The sequence below is a fragment of the Pseudomonas cichorii genome, from assembly GCF_015471405.1.
GTDB lineage: Bacteria > Pseudomonadota > Gammaproteobacteria > Pseudomonadales > Pseudomonadaceae > Aquipseudomonas > Aquipseudomonas serbiensis.
The window spans coordinates 102,887-118,679 of record NZ_BLVZ01000007.1 but is presented as its reverse complement, the minus strand read 5'-3'; the positions used below and the strand labels follow the sequence as shown (position 1 = coordinate 118,679).

The window sequence follows — 15,793 nt, the reverse complement described above, 5'->3', positions numbered from 1 at the left end:
ACTCATTCAGCTCATATGTGTGGAAACGCCCAAACGCTTATCTATAAAAGCAGTTTCAGAGCGTCCCATCAGTGTTCGGCGCACAGTAAAGCCTGTGCACATCGATATAGGCCAGTACCGCGTCTGGCACCAGAAAACGTACCGACTTACCGCTGGCCAGCAGTTGACGGATCTGGGTGGCAGACACCGACAACGGCGTCTGCCAGACGAATGTAATGTGTCCACCCGGCCCTTTCAGGGCCTTCGGATCGCTGACTGCGCGTGCCGCCAGCAGGTTGCGCATGGCATCAGGCGACTCGCTGTCGGCGTCCGGGCGTTGCAGCACCACGATATGGCAGTGCTCCAGCAGTTCTTCCCACCGATACCAGGTGGGCAGCCCGCAAAAGGCATCCCAGCCCAACAACAGAAACAGCTGGTCCTCTGCGGCCAGTTCGGCCCGCATCGATTCCAGAGTGTCGATGGTGTACGACGGTTTATCCCGTTTCAGCTCACGGTCATCCACCGTCAAGGGTGACACACCGGCCACCGCACACCGGACCATCGCAAGACGATCCTGTGCAGTCACACTCGGCATGTCGCGATGTGGCGGCCTGGCGCTGGGCGTCAGGCGCAACTCATCGAGTTCAAGCAGCTCGGCCACTTCCAGTGCGCCGCGCAAATGACCTATATGTACCGGGTCGAACGTTCCCCCCAGCATGCCGATACGTCTGGGCAAGGCTGCTACGGGCTCGCTCAAGTCAGGCAGGCTCCTGGCCACGCAATTGACCGTCACCGATCACGATGTATTTCTCGCAGGTCAGGCCTTCCAGGCCGACAGGGCCACGGGCATGCAGCTTATCAGTAGAAATGCCGATCTCTGCACCCAGACCGTACTCGAAGCCATCCGCGAAACAGGTCGGAGCATTGATCATCACCGAACTGGAGTCGACTTCCGCCATGAAACGGCGAATCTGGCCCTGCTGCTCGGAAACGATGGCATCGCTGTGATGCGAACCATAGTGGTTGATATGCTCGATGGCTTCGTCCAGACCGGTTACCACACGAATCGACAGAATCGCCGCCAGATATTCGGTGTGCCAGTCTTCTTCGGTCGCAGGAATCGCATCGATCAGTTCGCGGGTGCGCTCACAGCCACGCAACTCGACGCCCTTTTCATGGAAGCGGGCAGCCATTGCAGGCAGGAACTCGGCAGCCACGGCCTGATCCACCAGCAGGGTTTCCATCGAGCCGCAGATGCCATAACGATAGGTCTTGGCATTGAAGGCGATGTTCTGAGCCTTTGGCAAATCAGCATAGGCACTGACATACACATGGCAGATGCCGTCCAGATGCTTGATGACCGGCACACGGGCGTCACGGCTGACACGCTCCACCAGCCCCTTGCCGCCACGAGGCACGATGACGTCCACATACTCGGGCATGGTGATCAGCGCGCCCACGGCATCGCGGTCTGTCGTTTCGACAACTTGCACCACACCCGAAGGCAGACCGGACTCGGCCAGACCGCGCTGGATGCAGGCAGCCACCGCACGGTTGGAGTGAATGGCCTCGGAGCCACCGCGCAGGATGGTCGCGTTCCCGGACTTGAGGCACAGGCTCGCGGCATCGATGGTCACGTTCGGGCGCGACTCATAGATGATTCCGACAACGCCCAGCGGCACACGCATCTTGCCGACCTGAATCCCCGAAGGCCGATAACTCATGTCGCGAATTGCACCAACCGGGTCCGGCAGACTGGCAACCTGACGCAACCCGACGATCATGCTGTCGATACGTGCGGGGGTCAGGGCCAGGCGTTCGAGCATGGCGGGAGCCAGGCCATTGGCGCGACCTGCGTTCAGGTCAAGCTCGTTGGCGGCGGACAACTCGGCGCGGGCTTCGTCCAGAGCGGCGGCAATGGCCTGCAGAGCGCGGTTCTTCTGCGCAGTGCTGGCACGACCGATCACTCGCGAAGCTTCGCGGGCGGCGCGACCCAGGCGGGTCATGTAGTCAAGAACGGACTCACTCATGGTCTCAGAGGTCTTGGCAGATAAGAAAGCGGCCGATTATAGCTGTCACGCCGCACGAACGACAGCGCAGACAGGCGGATGGTCGATAACAGTGCAAAAAATGACCATGTCGGGCTTATTTCACCCTCATACGGCCCTTCACGATGAAAGATTGCGAGTAAACCTGCACTTTTGTCATTTCCAGAAACAACAAAGTTGGCCTTCAAGGTACATTCAGCTGCATTTAAGACAGCGCTTGTTATGATCTGCGCCCTCTCACTTCATGTGTCCGCCTATGCCCGTTGCTCTTGCCGACAGCTTTTTCCATCGAGATGCCCAGGTCCTGGCCCGCGATCTTCTGGGCAAGGTCATCCGGCACAAGGTCGGTGAGCTGTGGCTGGCAGCGCGCATCATTGAAACCGAAGCCTATTACTGCGCCGAAAAAGGCAGCCATGCCTCGCTGGGCTACACCGAAAAACGCAAGGCGCTGTTTCTGGATGGCGGGCACATCTACATGTATTACGCCCGTGGCGGAGACTCGCTGAACTTCAGCGCCGAAGGGCCAGGCAATGCCGTGTTGATCAAGTCCGGCTTTGCCTGGGTCGATGAACTCAGTGATGCCAATGCCCTGGCACAGATGCAATTGAACAACCCGGATGCCAGCGGCGCCTTTCGCGCACCGGAGCGGTTGTGCGCAGGCCAGACGCTGCTGTGCAAGGCCATGGGCCTGAAAGTGCCGGTCTGGGACGCCAGGCGCTTCGATCCGCAAAAGCTGCTTGTCGAAGACATTGGCCAGACGCCGAAGCTCATCGTTCAAACCACTCGCCTGGGTATTCCCCATGGCCGCGACGAGCACCTGATGTACCGCTTCGTCGATGCCGAATACGCCCGCTTCTGCACGCGGAACCCACTACGTCGCGGTCAGGTCGAAGGCCGCGACTATTTTCTAATCCCTCAAGGAAACTGATCCATGGGCGAACTGCTCGATGGCATTACTGGCTGGTTGACCGCGAACCCGTCGTGGGTAGCGATAGCGATATTCGTGGTGGCATTCATCGAGTGTGTCGCGATTGCCGGGATCGTCGTGCCAGGCACTGTTCTGATGTTCGCCATCGCAGCACTGGCGGGCAGCGGCATTCTGTCGTTGAGCGAAGTGCTGCTGCTGGGTTTTCTCGGGGGCCTGCTGGGCGATGCAGTGTCGTACTTCATCGGCAAGCACTTCCATCAGAATATCCGCCAGTTACCCGGCCTGCGTCAGCACCCGGAATGGCTGACGGGCGCAGAAACCTACTTCCATCGCTACGGCATCGCCAGCCTGCTGGTGGGTCGCTTCATCGGTCCGTTGCGCCCGATGCTGCCCATGATTGCGGGCATGTTCGACATGCCCTTCCCGCGCTTTGCCATCGTCAGCATCATCGCAGCCGCTGGTTGGTCGATCGTTTACCTGATGCCGGGCTGGGCAGCAGGCGCGGCCATTCGCCTGCCATTGCCTGAGGGTTTCTGGAGCGAAGCCGCATTCATTGGCGCGGGCCTGGCCATTCTGTTCGGGCTGAGCATTCAAAGCAGCATCCGCAAGCAGCGCCATGCGACCAAGGTGATTGCCTTGTTGAGCGTGCTGATGCTGGCCGGACTGCTGATCGGCTGGCCGTACCTGAACCATTTTGACCAGGGCCTGATGACGCTTGTCCAGGAGCATCGCAGCGCGACGGCCCAGAATATCGTCCTGCTGGTCACCAGCATTGGCGACTTCAAAGCCCAACTGCTCGCTGCAGCACTGCTGATCATTGTTCTGCTGATAGCCCGGCAATGGCGCCACGCCGCCTTCGCACTCGCCACAACACTGGGCACAGCCGTGGCGAACGGCACGCTCAAAACGTTTTTTGGCCGCGCCCGTCCGGACGTACTGCTCGACCCTCTGACCACCTACAGCATGCCCAGCGGACATAGCTCGGCTGCGTTTGCGCTGTTCATGACACTGGCGGTACTGGCCGGACGTGGACAACCGATCAGGCTGCGCCTGACCTGGCTGCTGCTGGGCGGGGTTCCAGCGCTGGCCATTGCCTTGTCACGGGTTTATCTGGGGGTACATTGGCCGACGGATATCCTGGCCGGGATGATGCTGGCGTTCTGTATCTGTGCCGCAAGCCTGACCCTCATCCAGCATCAGACGCCGTTGCCAGCCATGTCGGCAAAAGTATGGTGGCTGATCGTACCGGCCATAACCGGTCTGCTGGGCCTGTTTGCAGTCAATGCATTGGCCCATGCGACATTGCGATATCAGTATTGAGGTAGTGGCTTTCGCGAATGAATTCGCTTCTACAACATCAGGCCTGTAAATCGCCTTGCATCTCGTCGAGCAGCTCCTGGATCGCATCCAGGCGCTCTTCGGGATCGTCGATTTCCAGCAGTTCGATCTTGTCCTGCTCAGTGAAGGGCAGCAGGTAAGCCAGCTGATTGGCCAACGATTGCTGACCACTGGCCTCAAGCCCCATGTTAAGGGACGCGACCATCGGGTGCTCGCCCAGCGCTTCGAGCAAGGCCACCAGATCGGCATCTTCCTCCTGCAATGGCCGCTCCTGCTGCTCGTCCAGCCACTGGACATCGGCTATCAACAATTGGTCCCGCTGCACAGTGGCATTGATGACTCTGAAACGCCGACCGCCGACGACACGAATCCCCAGCAGGCCGTTGTCCTGCTGCTGAAAGTCCGTGACCTGCGCTTCACAGCCGATCAACGAATAGCCCTCGGGCGCCACACCGATCTCGCTGCCATGAGTGATGCACACCACACCGAACCCTTCGCCTTGCTTCATGCAACGGCTAACCATGTCCAGATAACGCGCCTCGAACAATTGCAGATCGAGCACGCATCCCGGAAACAGCACAGCATTAAGCGGAAACAGCGGCAACGTCATAAATAAGTACCCTTAAACAGCCAAAGACACGGCCAATGGCAGAAACAATGCTGTTGCAACACCCATCAGGCTCATTGCCAATGCAGCAAAGGCGCCTGCCTCCTCGCCTTCCTGCAGAGCCAGTGAGGTTCCCACCGCATGAGCGGTAAGCCCCAGCGCCATGCCACGTGCTGCGTGATTATCAACGCCAGCCAGTGACAACAGGCCAGGACCGAAAATGGCGCCGAACACGCCAGTGATCAAGACAAACACCGCCGCCAGCGCTGCGACACCACCGATCTGCTCAGCAACCAGCATGGCAATCGGAGAAGTAACCGACTTGGGCGCCATGGTCATCAGGATCATGTGATCGGCACCCAGCAACCAACCCAACGACAAGCACAAGCCGGTGGCAAAAACACCACCAATCACCAGCGTAGTTAAGGTTGGCCATAACAACTGACGAATCCGCCGTAGATTCAGATAAAGCGGCACCGCCAGGGCGACCGTGGCCGGCCCCAGAAGAATGCCCAGAATCTCTGTGCTTTTACGGTATTCGGCGTAATCCAGACCACAACTGAACAGGATGCCGATCACTACAACCATCGAGACAAGCACAGGTTGCAGGAACAACCAGCGGGTTTTCTCATAAGCAGCCATCGCCAGTTGATAAGCACCCAATGTGATAGCGATGCCAAACAGAGGGTGATGAATCACCGACATCCAGGCCCCATGCCAATCCAGACTCATGAGCGCTCCTGGCGGCGTGCCTGACGCTCGATAAGCTTCTGCATCAACCAACCGACAAAAGTCAGCGAAATGATCAGCGACACGGACAGGGTGCCAAAGATGGCCCAGAAGTCCTCGGCAATGGCCGAGGCATAAACCATCACGCCAACGGCGGGCGGCACCAGCAGCAAAGGCAGATAACGCAGCAGACTGCTGGCAGCCACACTGATCGGCTCACTTACTTCACCGCGCCAGATCAGGTACGCGATCATGAAAACCAGACCAATGATCGGCCCCGGCAGTATCGACAAGAACAGATGATTGAGCGCCGTCCCCAGCAATTGGAACAGCACCAGCCATGTCAGACCCCGTAACAGCATGGGAACTCCAGAAGATAAATGAACCCGGTGAACTCACGGCGCCATTATAAACACGCTGCGTTCAAGGCTATGGACAGGTATTCGTACACAAGGAGTCACTTGACCAACCGGCAACCCTCTGCTGATCTTGTCACGCGCCCGCAGACAATGTCCCGCACGGGTATGGACTGCAAGCTGCAAGCAAAACCGAAGATCAAGGAGAGTGATATGCCTTTTGTACCTGCTACAGAGCTCAAGAACTACATCGGCAAGGAACTGGGACGTTCCGAATGGCTGACCATCGACCAGGAACGCATCAACCTGTTCGCGGAAGCCACCGGCGATTTCCAGTTCATCCACGTCGATCCCGTCAAGGCAGCACAGACTCCTTTCGGCAGCACCATCGCACACGGGCTGCTCTCGCTCTCGTTGATTCCCAAACTGATGGGCGACCTGCTGGTCATGCCCGAAGGCCTGAAAATGGTGGTCAACTATGGCCTGGACAGCGTGCGCTTCATTCAACCGGTGAAGGTCGATTCACGGGTTCGGCTGAAAGTCGAGCTGACGGAAGTCACGGAGAAAAAACCGGGGCAATGGCTGCTCAAGGCCACGACCACCCTGGAAATCGAAGGTCAGGAAAAACCGGCCTTTATCGCTGAACCTTTGTCCCTGTGTTTTGTGTAGCACCCATGAAACATGAAACAGTCGTAACAGACTGTTTCACCCCTCTTACTCGCTGCGGCATACTCCCACCGGTGTGACAAGAACATCTGCTCAAGCAGAGTCACGGAATAACTCTCTTGGGATCTTAAATGCGCGCGCTTGCTCCTCTGGCTCTGACTCTCCTGATCGCTGGCTGCGGCGATAGCGAATCCCTGTTGCCTCCCGATGGCCTGCTGCCCGACGGCGGGCGCTATCGTGGCGATCTGGTCAATGGCCGGCTTCAGGGCGAGGGCCGCATCGATTACCCCAATGGCAGTTGGTACGCTGGCCAGTTCGAGAATGGCCAGCGCCATGGTCGAGGCGAATGGCATGCCAGTAATGGCGACGTCTATAAAGGCCTGTTCGAGCACGGACTGTTCCATGGCCAGGGCAAGCTGATCACCGCTGGAGGAAATTACGTCGGCGGCTTCAAACTTGGGCGCCGGGATGGCGAAGGAACCTGGCAGGAAAAAGGCCTGCTCTACAGAGGCCACTTCAAGGCAGGTCAATACGACGGCCCCGGACGCCTTGAGCTTGAAGACGGCAGCCAGTTCCAGGGCCAGTTCGCTCAGGGCAAACCCAATGGCGAAGGCGTGCGCACCGACGCCAGCGGCAACCAGTTCAGCGGCAAATTCGTCAACGGCCAGCTTCAGGGTAACGGCAGCTTCACAAGCACCGATGGCGATCACTATATCGGCGGCTTTCGCAACAACCAGCTGGACGGCATGGGTCGCTACGAGAACAGTGACGGCGATATCTGGAACGGCCAGTTCAAGGAAGGAGCGCTGAGCGGCAAAGGTGAACTGATCGGCTCGGACGGCAGCCGCTATCAAGGCCAGTTCAACAATTGGCAATTCTCCGGCGAAGGTCATCTGCAACTGGCCGATGGCAGCAGCTATGTCGGCCACTTCGCCAATGACACCTATCAAGGCCCGGGTGTGCTGACCTCCGCCGACGGTGTCAAGCTGCGCGGTGTCTGGGCCAACGGCCAGCGGATACGCGACGCCCAAGGCACGTTGCTGCCCGATCCGCTGGAGGCCGGTCTGCTCGCCCAAGGCCCGTTACTGGATAAAGCACTGGCCGCCGTGCCCGCCTCGACGCCCAGCCTGGAACTGTACAGCCTGGTGGTGGCCGGTGACGGCAAGCAAAGCGTGTTCATGCGTGAGGCCGATTACGTCAGCAACCTGCTGGCCTCAAGGTTTGGTGCATCCGGGCAAATCAGCCTGGTCAATCACCGCGACCACATGAACGACCGCCCCCTCGCAACCCGGGAATCCATCAGCCGTGCCGCCCAGACACTGGCACAACGCAGTGGCCCGGAAGACCTGGTGTTCATTTATCTGACCAGCCATGGCACTCAGGATCACGAACTGGTGCTCGACCAACCGCGCCTGTCGCTGGCCGATCTGCCAGCCGATGCATTGGCTGCCGCACTGGTACCGCTGAAAAATCGGGACAAGGTCATCGTGATTTCCGCCTGCTATTCGGGCGGATTCATCCCGGACCTCAAGGACGAACGAACGCTGGTCATGACTGCCTCACGAGCTGACCGCGTATCGTTCGGTTGCTCGGAGGAAGCCGACTTCACCTATTTCGGTGATGCACTATTTGCCAGGGCACTGGTCGAAACCGATGACCTGCAACAAGCTTTCAACGATGCAAAAGCGTATGTCGCGCAACGTGAAATCGAAGATGATTTCGAGGCTTCGGAACCACAGATATGGGCACCCAAGGGGGTCATTGCCCGCTGGCAACTGTTACGCAAGAATCAGGCAGAACGAGCGCTGAATACGACGTTGAACCGCAAGGAAGCGAAGACCTCCACTAGCCGCTAGGCTATTCAGTATCAAGGGAGAAACACTATGTACTTGACGCCGCAACACATCCTGCTTGCAGGGGCAACCGGACTCACAGGCGAACATTTGCTGGATCGCCTGCTCAATGAACCCACCGTCAGCCGTGTGCTGGCCCCGACACGCCGCCCATTGGCCACCCACCCACACCTGGAAAACCCGGTGGGCGAACTGGACAGCCTTCTACCCACCCTCGACGGCAAAGTGGACATTGCCTTCTGCTGCCTGGGCACCACCATCAAACAGGCAGGTTCGCAGGAGGCCTTCCGCGCCATCGACCTGAATCTGGTACTGACCGTGGCCGAACGCGCTCGCGAACTGGGGGCGCGGCATTTTCTGGTGATCAGCGCCATCGGTGCCGATGCCCGGTCCAGTGTGTTCTACAACCGCACCAAGGGTGAAATGGAAGAAGCCCTGAGGGCGCAAGACTGGCCACAACTGACCATCGCACGCCCGGCCCTGCTGGTGGGCAATCGTACGGAAACCCGCTGGGCCGAACAGCTCGCGGCACCGATTGCCAAATTACTCCCCGGCAAATACGGCGCTATCGAAGCCTGCAATCTGGCCCGCGCCATGTGGCGGCTGGCGCTGGAAGAACAGGATGGCGTTCGGATTGTGGAGTCGGATGAGTTGCGTAAATTGGGGAAATAAACTGAGGTGTTCGCGAATGAATTCGCTCCTAAGGGGTGTGAAGGAGCAAATTCATTCGCGAAAAATCACAACCCGCCATGAGCCTGATAACCCACTCCCAGTGCTGTCAGCACCGACAACGGCAGCAACAAGGTGTCGATCAACGCACTGGCGGGTAAATCCAGGGCCGGATACTCGGGCGCTTCGGCGCCGAAGCGATCCTTCTCGCAGCAACCACCCTGCATCGCATACAGATCAAGTCGCGTACCGGCATACACGACAGGCGCGCCCGGCTGGGCCGCATCCAGCGTCCTGACCGTGGCACAGCCGGTCATGAGCAGCGCCAGTGCAATCAGCAGGATCTTACTCATCGCTCCCCACATGATGCTCACCCCAGCGCGGCAGCATGTCCTGCGGGATATTCAACAGATTGAGAATTCGTGCGACCACGAAATCCACCAGATCGTCGATGGTCTGCGGCTGATGATAGAAACCGGGAGACGCTGGAAGAATCACCGCGCCCATGTTCGACAGTTTGAGCATGTTCTCCAGATGAATGCTGGAAAATGGCGCCTCACGCGGCACCAGAATCAACTGGCGGCGCTCCTTCAAGGTGACATCCGCCGCACGTTCGATCAGGTTGTTGCAGGCTCCGCTGGCAATGGCCGACAGAGAGCCAGTCGAACACGGCACCACCACCATGGCGCTAGGCGAGCCCGAGCCCGAGGCCACGGGCGACATCCAGTCATCGCGGCCATAGACACGAATCTGCCCGGCAGTCGCGCCGGTGTACTCGGTCAGAAAGGCCTGCATCATCGCAGGCTTGGGCGGCAACCTGACGTCGGTTTCAGTCGCCATCACCAATTGCGCGGCCTTGGAGATCAGGAAGTGGACTTCCCGGTCTTCACGAACCAGACAATCCAGCAGGCGCAAACCGTACTGGGCACCCGAAGCTCCGGTCATGGCCAGAGTAATGCGTTCGGGGCCGCTCATTTCAGGGCCTCGGCCAGTTTGCCATGCAGGCCGCCAAAGCCGCCGTTGCTCATGATGACCACATGAGTGCCGGGCTGAGCCTGGCTTTTGACTCGCTCGATGATCCCCTCGAGGGAATCGCTGACGATCGAAGGCACCGAACATTGTGCAGCGGTCGCAGCCAGATCCCAGCCCAGGTTGGCCGGTGCATACCAGACCACCTGATCGGCCTGCTGCACGCTTTCCGGCAAGCCATCGCGATGCGCGCCGAGCTTCATGGAGTTGGAGCGAGGTTCGATAATCGCGATAACCGGAGCATCACCGACTTTCTTGCGCAGGCCATCAAGGGTGGTGGCGATAGCCGTCGGATGATGTGCGAAGTCGTCATAGATAGTGATGCCGCGTACCTCCGCGACTTTCTCCATGCGGCGCTTGACGCTCTTGAATGCACTCAACGCCTCGACACCCTGCGCAGGCACTACACCGACATGCCGGGCCGCTGCCAGAGTCGCCAAGGCATTGGCAACGTTGTGCTGCCCGGTCATTCCCCACTCGACCACGCCTTGAGGCTGACCATCGAACAGCACTTCAAAGCGCGAACCGTCTTCACTCAACAGACGCGCCTGCCATTGGCCGTCCTGCCCGGTGGTTTGCACCGGCGTCCAGCAGCCCATTTCAATGACCCGCTGCAAGGCTGGCTCGGTCGTTGGGTGAATCACCAGACCTTCGCTCGGGATGGTGCGCACCAGATGGTGGAACTGCCGCTCGATGGCCGGAAGATCCGGGAAGATATCGGCGTGATCGAACTCAAGGTTATTGAGGATCGCGGTACGCGGGCGGTAATGGACGAACTTGGAGCGCTTGTCGAAGAAGGCGCTGTCGTATTCGTCAGCTTCGACCACGAAGAACGGCGTACCGCCCAGACGCGCCGACACCGCGAAGTTCTGCGGAATGCCGCCGATCAGGAAACCGGGGCTCATGCCCGCGTGTTCCAGCACCCAGGCCAGCATGCTGCTGGTGGTCGTCTTGCCGTGAGTGCCGGCAACTGCCAGCACCCAGCGACCTTGCAATACGTGATCCGCCAGCCACTGAGGGCCGGAAACATAAGGCAAACCTTTATTCAGCACATACTCGACCGCTGGGTTACCACGCGACAGCGCATTGCCGATCACCACCAGGTCCGGTGCCGGATCGAGTTGTGCCGGGTCATAGCCCTGAGTCAACTCAATGCCCTGAGCTTCCAGCTGGGTACTCATCGGCGGGTAGACGTTGGCGTCGGAGCCCGTGACGCGATGCCCCAGCTCTTTGGCGAGTACCGCCAGCGAGCCCATGAACGTGCCGCAGATACCAAGGATATGAATATGCATGATGACCTCTTATAACATCCGCGCAGGTTAGCTCAGGACCGCTCAAATGGCACCCGGTCTTTGTCCGGTACAGCGAAAGCCTACGGCTAAAGTTCATTCCCGAACCGGAGCTAAATGGCCTACTCTTGGCTACTCTCTGCCACAGGTTTGACCACGCTGAACTCCCCACAACAAGAATCAGGAGACTTCACCATGCGTTACGCACATCCAGGTACCGAAGGCGCGCTCATCAACTTCAAGGAGCGCTACGGTAACTACATCGGCGGCGAATTTGTCGCACCGGTCAAAGGCCAATACTTCACCAACACCTCGCCCATCACCGGCAAACCCATTGCTGAATTCCCCCGCTCCACCGCCGAGGATATCGACAAGGCGCTGGACGCCGCCCACGCTGCCGCGCCGGGCTGGGGCACGACCTCCGTACAGGAACGTTCGCTGACCCTGCTGAAAATCGCAGATCGCATCGAAGCCAACCTCGAAAAGCTGGCCATCACCGAAACCTGGGACAACGGCAAGGCAGTTCGTGAAACCCTGAACGCCGACATCCCGCTGGCCGTCGACCACTTCCGCTACTTCGCGGGCGTCCTGCGCGCGCAAGAAGGCAGCGCAGCAGAAATCGACGGCAATACCGTTGCGTATCACATCCACGAGCCGCTGGGCGTAGTCGGCCAGATCATTCCGTGGAACTTCCCGATCCTGATGGCTGCCTGGAAACTCGCGCCAGCCCTGGCCGCCGGCAACTGCGTCGTACTCAAGCCCGCCGAACAGACGCCACTGGGCATCAGCGTTCTGGTCGAACTGATCGGCGACCTGCTGCCACCCGGCGTACTGAACATCGTCCAGGGTTATGGCCGCGAAGCCGGTGAAGCGCTGGCCAGCAGCAAGCGCATCGCCAAGATCGCCTTTACCGGTTCCACACCCGTGGGCTCGCACATCATGAAACTGGCGGCTGACAACATCATTCCGTCCACCGTGGAGCTGGGCGGCAAGTCACCGAACATCTTCTTTGAAGACATCATGAGCGCCGAGCCTGAGTTCATCGAGAAGGCCGCAGAAGGCGTAGTGTTGGCGTTCTTCAATCAGGGCGAAGTCTGCACCTGCCCTTCCCGTGCGCTGGTTCAGGAATCCATCTACCCGCAGTTCATGGAAGCGGTGTTGAAGAAAGTCCTGAAGATCAAACGCGGCGACCCGCTGGATACCGACACCATGGTCGGCGCGCAGGCTTCGCAGCAGCAATTCGACAAGATTCTCTCGTACCTGGAGATTGCTCAATCCGAAGGCGCGGAGCTGCTGACCGGCGGCAAGGTGGAAAAACTGGAGGGCGACCTGGCGACCGGTTACTACATCCAGCCGACACTGCTTAAAGGCAACAACAAGATGCGCGTCTTCCAGGAAGAAATCTTCGGCCCGGTGGTCAGCGTCACGACCTTCAAGGACGAAGCCGAAGCCCTGGCCATTGCCAACGACACCGAGTTCGGCCTGGGTGCCGGCGTATGGACCCGCGACATCAACCGCGCTTACCGCGTAGGCCGCGCCATCAAGGCCGGTCGCGTCTGGACCAACTGCTACCACCTGTATCCGGCGCATGCGGCGTTCGGTGGTTACAAGAAGTCAGGCGTAGGCCGCGAGACCCATAAAGTGGCGCTGGAGCATTATCAGCAGACCAAGAACCTGCTGGTGAGCTACGACACCAATCCGCTGGGCTTCTTCTGATTGGTTGTTCGCGAATGAATTCGCTCCTGCGCAGACCGTGTGGGATTCATCCGCGAACAGCGCACCAACGCCGGGCATTCTCCCGAATCCCGGCGCTCCACCTTGAAGCAACACCCGCAAAATCCTCCAGCCACACCCCGCAAATTCGCACTTCCATTCACTATGGAGTATTAATTGCTTACATCGCTTCCCACAGTCGCTTGAACCGGAACGTCACCGGTTTGACCGAAAGACTACGTCCGACGCCAACGGCGGGACGTCATGGAGAATCTGTATGGCAAGCTTTTCCCAGGCTATCGGTGCGCTGACGTACCGTTTCGACAGCCTCAAGGACGTCATGGCAAAAGCCAGTCCTGCCCGCTCCGGCGATTTTCTGGCCGGGGTTGCAGCGCAAAACGATGGAGAGCGAGTCGCCGCACAAATGGCGCTGGCCAATATTCCTCTCAAGCACTTCCTTGAAGAAGCGCTGATCCCTTACGAAAAAGACGAAGTTACCCGCCTTATCATCGACACCCATGACACGGTGGCCTTTGCACCGGTCAGCCACCTGACCGTGGGTGGATTTCGTGACTGGCTGCTCAGCGACAAGGCCGACGAAACCAGCCTGCGCACTCTGGCTCCCGGCCTGACGCCGGAGATGGCCGCAGCGGTCTCGAAAATCATGCGTGTACAGGATCTGGTGCTGGTCGCGCAAAAGATTCGCGTCGTGACACGCTTTCGCAACACCGTAGGCCTGCGCGGACGCCTGTCGACGCGGCTGCAACCCAATCATCCGACCGACGAGCCATCGGGCATTGCGGCCAGTGTGCTGGACGGCCTGCTGTACGGCAACGGCGACGCCATGATCGGCATCAATCCGGCCACCGACAGCACCTCGTCCATCGTCGCGCTGCTGGAAATGCTGGATGCGATCATCCAGCGTTATGAAATCCCGACCCAGTCCTGCGTGCTGACCCATGTCACCACCTCCATTGAAGTGATCAACCGCGGCGTACCGGTCGATCTGGTTTTTCAATCCATCACCGGCACCGAGGCCGCCAACGCCAGCTTCGGGATCAACCTGAAACTTTTGCAGGAAGGCTACGAAGCGGGCCTGAGCCTCAATCGCGGAACACTCGGGCAGAACCTGATGTATTTCGAGACAGGACAAGGCAGCGCGCTGTCGGCCAACGCTCACCATGGCGTGGACCAACAGACCTGCGAAACCCGCGCCTACGCAGTGGCCCGGCATTTCAACCCGTTTCTGGTCAACACAGTGGTCGGCTTCATTGGCCCGGAATACCTGTACAACGGCAAACAGATCATCCGCGCCGGGCTCGAAGACCACTTTTGCGGCAAGCTGCTGGGCGTGCCCATGGGCTGCGATATCTGCTACACCAACCACGCCGAAGCCGATCAGGACGACATGGACACCTTGCTGACCCTGCTGGGCGTGGCGGGGATCAACTTCATCATGGGCATCCCCGGCTCGGACGACATCATGCTCAATTACCAGACCACTTCTTTCCATGACGCGCTCTATGCGCGGCAGAGCCTAGGCTTGCGCCCGGCCCCCGAATACGAGGCCTGGCTGGAAAAAATGGGCATCTTCACCCAGGCCGATGGCCATGTGCGCTTTGGCGACAGCCTGCCACCGGCCTTTCGCCAGGCTCTGGCGCACCTGGCATGAGTGACCTCTCCATGACCGACGACACACTTCCCAACCCATGGCTGGAATTGCGCCGCCTGACCCCGGCGCGCATTGCACTGGGCCGCACCGGCACCAGCCTGCCGACCAACGCACAACTGGACTTTCAGTTCGCCCACGCCCAGGCACGGGATGCCGTGCATTTGCCCTTTGATCATGCAGGGCTAAGCGCACAACTGGCGGAAAAAGGCCGTGAAACGCTGCTGGTACACAGCGCCGCCGCAGACCGCCACAGTTACTTGCAACGCCCGGACCTGGGACGACGCCTGAACGAAGACTCGGCTCTGCAGTTAAAGGATTACGCTGCTGCTCATCCCGGTGGGGTCGATCTGGCCGTGGTGGTTGCCGATGGTCTGTCGTCGCTGGCCGTTCATCGCCATACCGTACCGTTTCTGGCGCGCATGGAAGAACAGGCCTCCGCCGAAGGCTGGACGCTGTCTCCAGTGGTTATGGTGGAGCAAGGCCGTGTCGCCATCGCCGACGAAATCGGTGAACTGCTTGGCGCAAAGATGGTGGTGATCCTGATCGGCGAACGCCCGGGCCTCAGCTCCCCGGACAGTCTGGGTCTATATTTCACCTATGCGCCCAAGGTTGGCCTGAACGACGCCCATCGCAACTGCATCTCCAATGTGAGACTGGAAGGCCTGAGTTACGCAATGGCGGCTCATCGCTTGCTTTATCTGATGCGTGAAGCCTGCCGGCGACAGGTTTCGGGGGTGAACCTCAAGGATGAAGCCGAATTGAAGACTGTGGAATCGGATAACGCAGCCGATAACAAGGGTAACTTCCTGCTCGCAGGCCCGGTTGAGCCGCTTTAGATTGCGCTTTCTAAAGCCAGTCGGCAGCATCGAACCGTCGCCCGAGCACACTGCATTCGCCCATAGTGAAGTTGAGGCCCA

General features: G+C 59.3%; 16 protein-coding genes. 8 read left to right on the top strand and 8 right to left on the bottom strand.

All coding sequences use genetic code 11. The annotated features are described in order from the left end of the window. Positions 1–55 precede the first annotated feature (55 nt). Together nadD and JL015_RS12440 are read right to left on the bottom strand one after the other, a co-directional pair. On the bottom strand, positions 56–715 hold the full coding sequence (gene nadD, locus JL015_RS12445; protein ID WP_201007140.1) for a nicotinate-nucleotide adenylyltransferase: 660 nt from the start codon (positions 713–715) through the stop codon (positions 56–58). A gap of 22 nt (positions 716–737) precedes the next feature. Further along, the gene (locus JL015_RS12440; RefSeq protein ID WP_201018662.1) at positions 738–2,009 is read right to left on the bottom strand and encodes a glutamate-5-semialdehyde dehydrogenase; all 1,272 of its coding nucleotides are present in this window, start codon (positions 2,007–2,009) and stop codon (positions 738–740) included. A gap of 274 nt (positions 2,010–2,283) precedes the next feature. Here JL015_RS12440 and JL015_RS12435 point away from each other — a divergent pair, with 274 nt between their 5' ends. Together JL015_RS12435 and JL015_RS12430 are read left to right on the top strand one after the other, a co-directional pair. Beyond that, complete coding sequence (locus JL015_RS12435; protein WP_201018661.1) at positions 2,284–2,955, top strand: DNA-3-methyladenine glycosylase; 672 nt, start codon at positions 2,284–2,286, stop codon at positions 2,953–2,955. A gap of 3 nt (positions 2,956–2,958) precedes the next feature. Beyond that, the gene (locus tag JL015_RS12430; protein WP_201018660.1) at positions 2,959–4,275 is read left to right on the top strand and encodes a bifunctional DedA family/phosphatase PAP2 family protein; all 1,317 of its coding nucleotides are present in this window, start codon (positions 2,959–2,961) and stop codon (positions 4,273–4,275) included. 37 nt (positions 4,276–4,312) lie between these two features. On the opposite strand, the gene JL015_RS12425 is transcribed toward JL015_RS12430, so the two are convergent. Genes JL015_RS12425 through JL015_RS12415 form a run of 3 tightly spaced genes read right to left on the bottom strand, consistent with a single transcriptional unit; the run spans position 4,313 to position 5,991 of the window. Next, positions 4,313–4,903 carry an LON peptidase substrate-binding domain-containing protein gene (locus JL015_RS12425; RefSeq protein WP_201018659.1) on the bottom strand — a complete coding sequence of 197 codons (591 nt, stop codon included), beginning with the start codon at positions 4,901–4,903 and terminating at the stop codon, positions 4,313–4,315. Between the two features lie 12 nt (positions 4,904–4,915). Further along, a complete protein-coding gene (locus tag JL015_RS12420; RefSeq protein WP_201018803.1) occupies positions 4,916–5,626 on the bottom strand; it encodes an LrgB family protein in 711 nt (236 codons plus the stop codon). Between the two features lie 2 nt (positions 5,627–5,628). Then, positions 5,629–5,991 carry a CidA/LrgA family protein gene (locus JL015_RS12415; RefSeq protein ID WP_201018658.1) on the bottom strand — a complete coding sequence of 121 codons (363 nt, stop codon included), beginning with the start codon at positions 5,989–5,991 and terminating at the stop codon, positions 5,629–5,631. A gap of 207 nt (positions 5,992–6,198) precedes the next feature. On the opposite strand from JL015_RS12415, the gene JL015_RS12410 reads away from it, so the two are divergent. From JL015_RS12410 to JL015_RS12400, 3 genes are all read left to right on the top strand, one after another. Next, positions 6,199–6,654, top strand: coding sequence for a MaoC family dehydratase (locus JL015_RS12410; RefSeq protein ID WP_201018657.1), 456 nt, complete (start codon positions 6,199–6,201; stop codon positions 6,652–6,654). A 128-nt stretch (positions 6,655–6,782) separates the two neighbouring features. Then, entirely contained in the window at positions 6,783–8,507 is a 1,725-nt protein-coding gene (locus tag JL015_RS12405) for a C13 family peptidase (protein WP_201018656.1), read from the top strand. A 27-nt stretch (positions 8,508–8,534) separates the two neighbouring features. After that, positions 8,535–9,176, top strand: coding sequence for an oxidoreductase (locus JL015_RS12400; RefSeq protein WP_201018655.1), 642 nt, complete (start codon positions 8,535–8,537; stop codon positions 9,174–9,176). 65 nt (positions 9,177–9,241) lie between these two features. Here JL015_RS12400 and JL015_RS12395 read toward each other — a convergent pair whose 3' ends face one another. From JL015_RS12395 to mpl, 3 genes are read right to left on the bottom strand one after another with little or no spacing between them, the layout of a single operon-like run. Next, positions 9,242–9,526 carry a YceK/YidQ family lipoprotein gene (locus JL015_RS12395; RefSeq protein ID WP_201018654.1) on the bottom strand — a complete coding sequence of 95 codons (285 nt, stop codon included), beginning with the start codon at positions 9,524–9,526 and terminating at the stop codon, positions 9,242–9,244. Next, the gene (ubiX, locus tag JL015_RS12390) at positions 9,519–10,148 is read right to left on the bottom strand and encodes a flavin prenyltransferase UbiX (RefSeq protein ID WP_122369842.1); all 630 of its coding nucleotides are present in this window, start codon (positions 10,146–10,148) and stop codon (positions 9,519–9,521) included. Before ubiX ends, JL015_RS12395 begins: the two co-directional genes overlap by 8 nt. Beyond that, complete coding sequence (gene mpl / locus JL015_RS12385) at positions 10,145–11,494, bottom strand: UDP-N-acetylmuramate:L-alanyl-gamma-D-glutamyl-meso-diaminopimelate ligase (protein ID WP_201018653.1); 1,350 nt, start codon at positions 11,492–11,494, stop codon at positions 10,145–10,147. The genes ubiX and mpl overlap by 4 nt, the downstream gene beginning before the upstream one ends. Before the next feature lie 192 nt (positions 11,495–11,686). Here mpl and exaC point away from each other — a divergent pair, with 192 nt between their 5' ends. The 3 genes from exaC to eutC all read left to right on the top strand — a co-directional run bounded on the left by exaC (position 11,687) and on the right by eutC (position 15,712). Beyond that, positions 11,687–13,207 (top strand): acetaldehyde dehydrogenase ExaC, encoded by a 1,521-nt coding sequence (exaC, locus tag JL015_RS12380; RefSeq protein ID WP_201007069.1) that lies wholly within the window; start codon positions 11,687–11,689, stop codon positions 13,205–13,207. A 274-nt stretch (positions 13,208–13,481) separates the two neighbouring features. After that, positions 13,482–14,876: an ethanolamine ammonia-lyase subunit EutB gene (locus JL015_RS12375; RefSeq protein ID WP_201018652.1), complete on the top strand. Its 1,395-nt coding sequence runs from the start codon at positions 13,482–13,484 to the stop codon at positions 14,874–14,876. Further along, positions 14,873–15,712 (top strand): ethanolamine ammonia-lyase subunit EutC, encoded by an 840-nt coding sequence (eutC, locus tag JL015_RS12370; protein WP_201018651.1) that lies wholly within the window; start codon positions 14,873–14,875, stop codon positions 15,710–15,712. The genes JL015_RS12375 and eutC overlap by 4 nt, the downstream gene beginning before the upstream one ends. The last annotated feature ends 81 nt before the right edge of the window (positions 15,713–15,793 follow it).

What these genes read in the sequence shown, in the direction of transcription:
- JL015_RS12430 (WP_201018660.1), top strand. Translation starts at nt 2,959, where the DNA reads ATGGGCGAACTGCTCGATGGCATTACTGGCTGGTTGACCGCGAACCCG.
- mpl (WP_201018653.1), bottom strand. Translation starts at nt 11,494, where the DNA reads ATGCATATTCATATCCTTGGTATCTGCGGCACGTTCATGGGCTCGCTG.
- eutC (WP_201018651.1), top strand. Translation starts at nt 14,873, where the DNA reads ATGAGTGACCTCTCCATGACCGACGACACACTTCCCAACCCATGGCTG.
- JL015_RS12405 (WP_201018656.1), top strand. Translation starts at nt 6,783, where the DNA reads ATGCGCGCGCTTGCTCCTCTGGCTCTGACTCTCCTGATCGCTGGCTGC.
- JL015_RS12415 (WP_201018658.1), bottom strand. Translation starts at nt 5,991, where the DNA reads ATGCTGTTACGGGGTCTGACATGGCTGGTGCTGTTCCAATTGCTGGGG.
- JL015_RS12375 (WP_201018652.1), top strand. Translation starts at nt 13,482, where the DNA reads ATGGCAAGCTTTTCCCAGGCTATCGGTGCGCTGACGTACCGTTTCGAC.
- JL015_RS12440 (WP_201018662.1), bottom strand. Translation starts at nt 2,009, where the DNA reads ATGAGTGAGTCCGTTCTTGACTACATGACCCGCCTGGGTCGCGCCGCC.
- JL015_RS12395 (WP_201018654.1), bottom strand. Translation starts at nt 9,526, where the DNA reads ATGAGTAAGATCCTGCTGATTGCACTGGCGCTGCTCATGACCGGCTGT.
- exaC (WP_201007069.1), top strand. Translation starts at nt 11,687, where the DNA reads ATGCGTTACGCACATCCAGGTACCGAAGGCGCGCTCATCAACTTCAAG.
- JL015_RS12410 (WP_201018657.1), top strand. Translation starts at nt 6,199, where the DNA reads ATGCCTTTTGTACCTGCTACAGAGCTCAAGAACTACATCGGCAAGGAA.
- JL015_RS12435 (WP_201018661.1), top strand. Translation starts at nt 2,284, where the DNA reads ATGCCCGTTGCTCTTGCCGACAGCTTTTTCCATCGAGATGCCCAGGTC.
- ubiX (WP_122369842.1), bottom strand. Translation starts at nt 10,148, where the DNA reads ATGAGCGGCCCCGAACGCATTACTCTGGCCATGACCGGAGCTTCGGGT.
- JL015_RS12425 (WP_201018659.1), bottom strand. Translation starts at nt 4,903, where the DNA reads ATGACGTTGCCGCTGTTTCCGCTTAATGCTGTGCTGTTTCCGGGATGC.
- JL015_RS12400 (WP_201018655.1), top strand. Translation starts at nt 8,535, where the DNA reads ATGTACTTGACGCCGCAACACATCCTGCTTGCAGGGGCAACCGGACTC.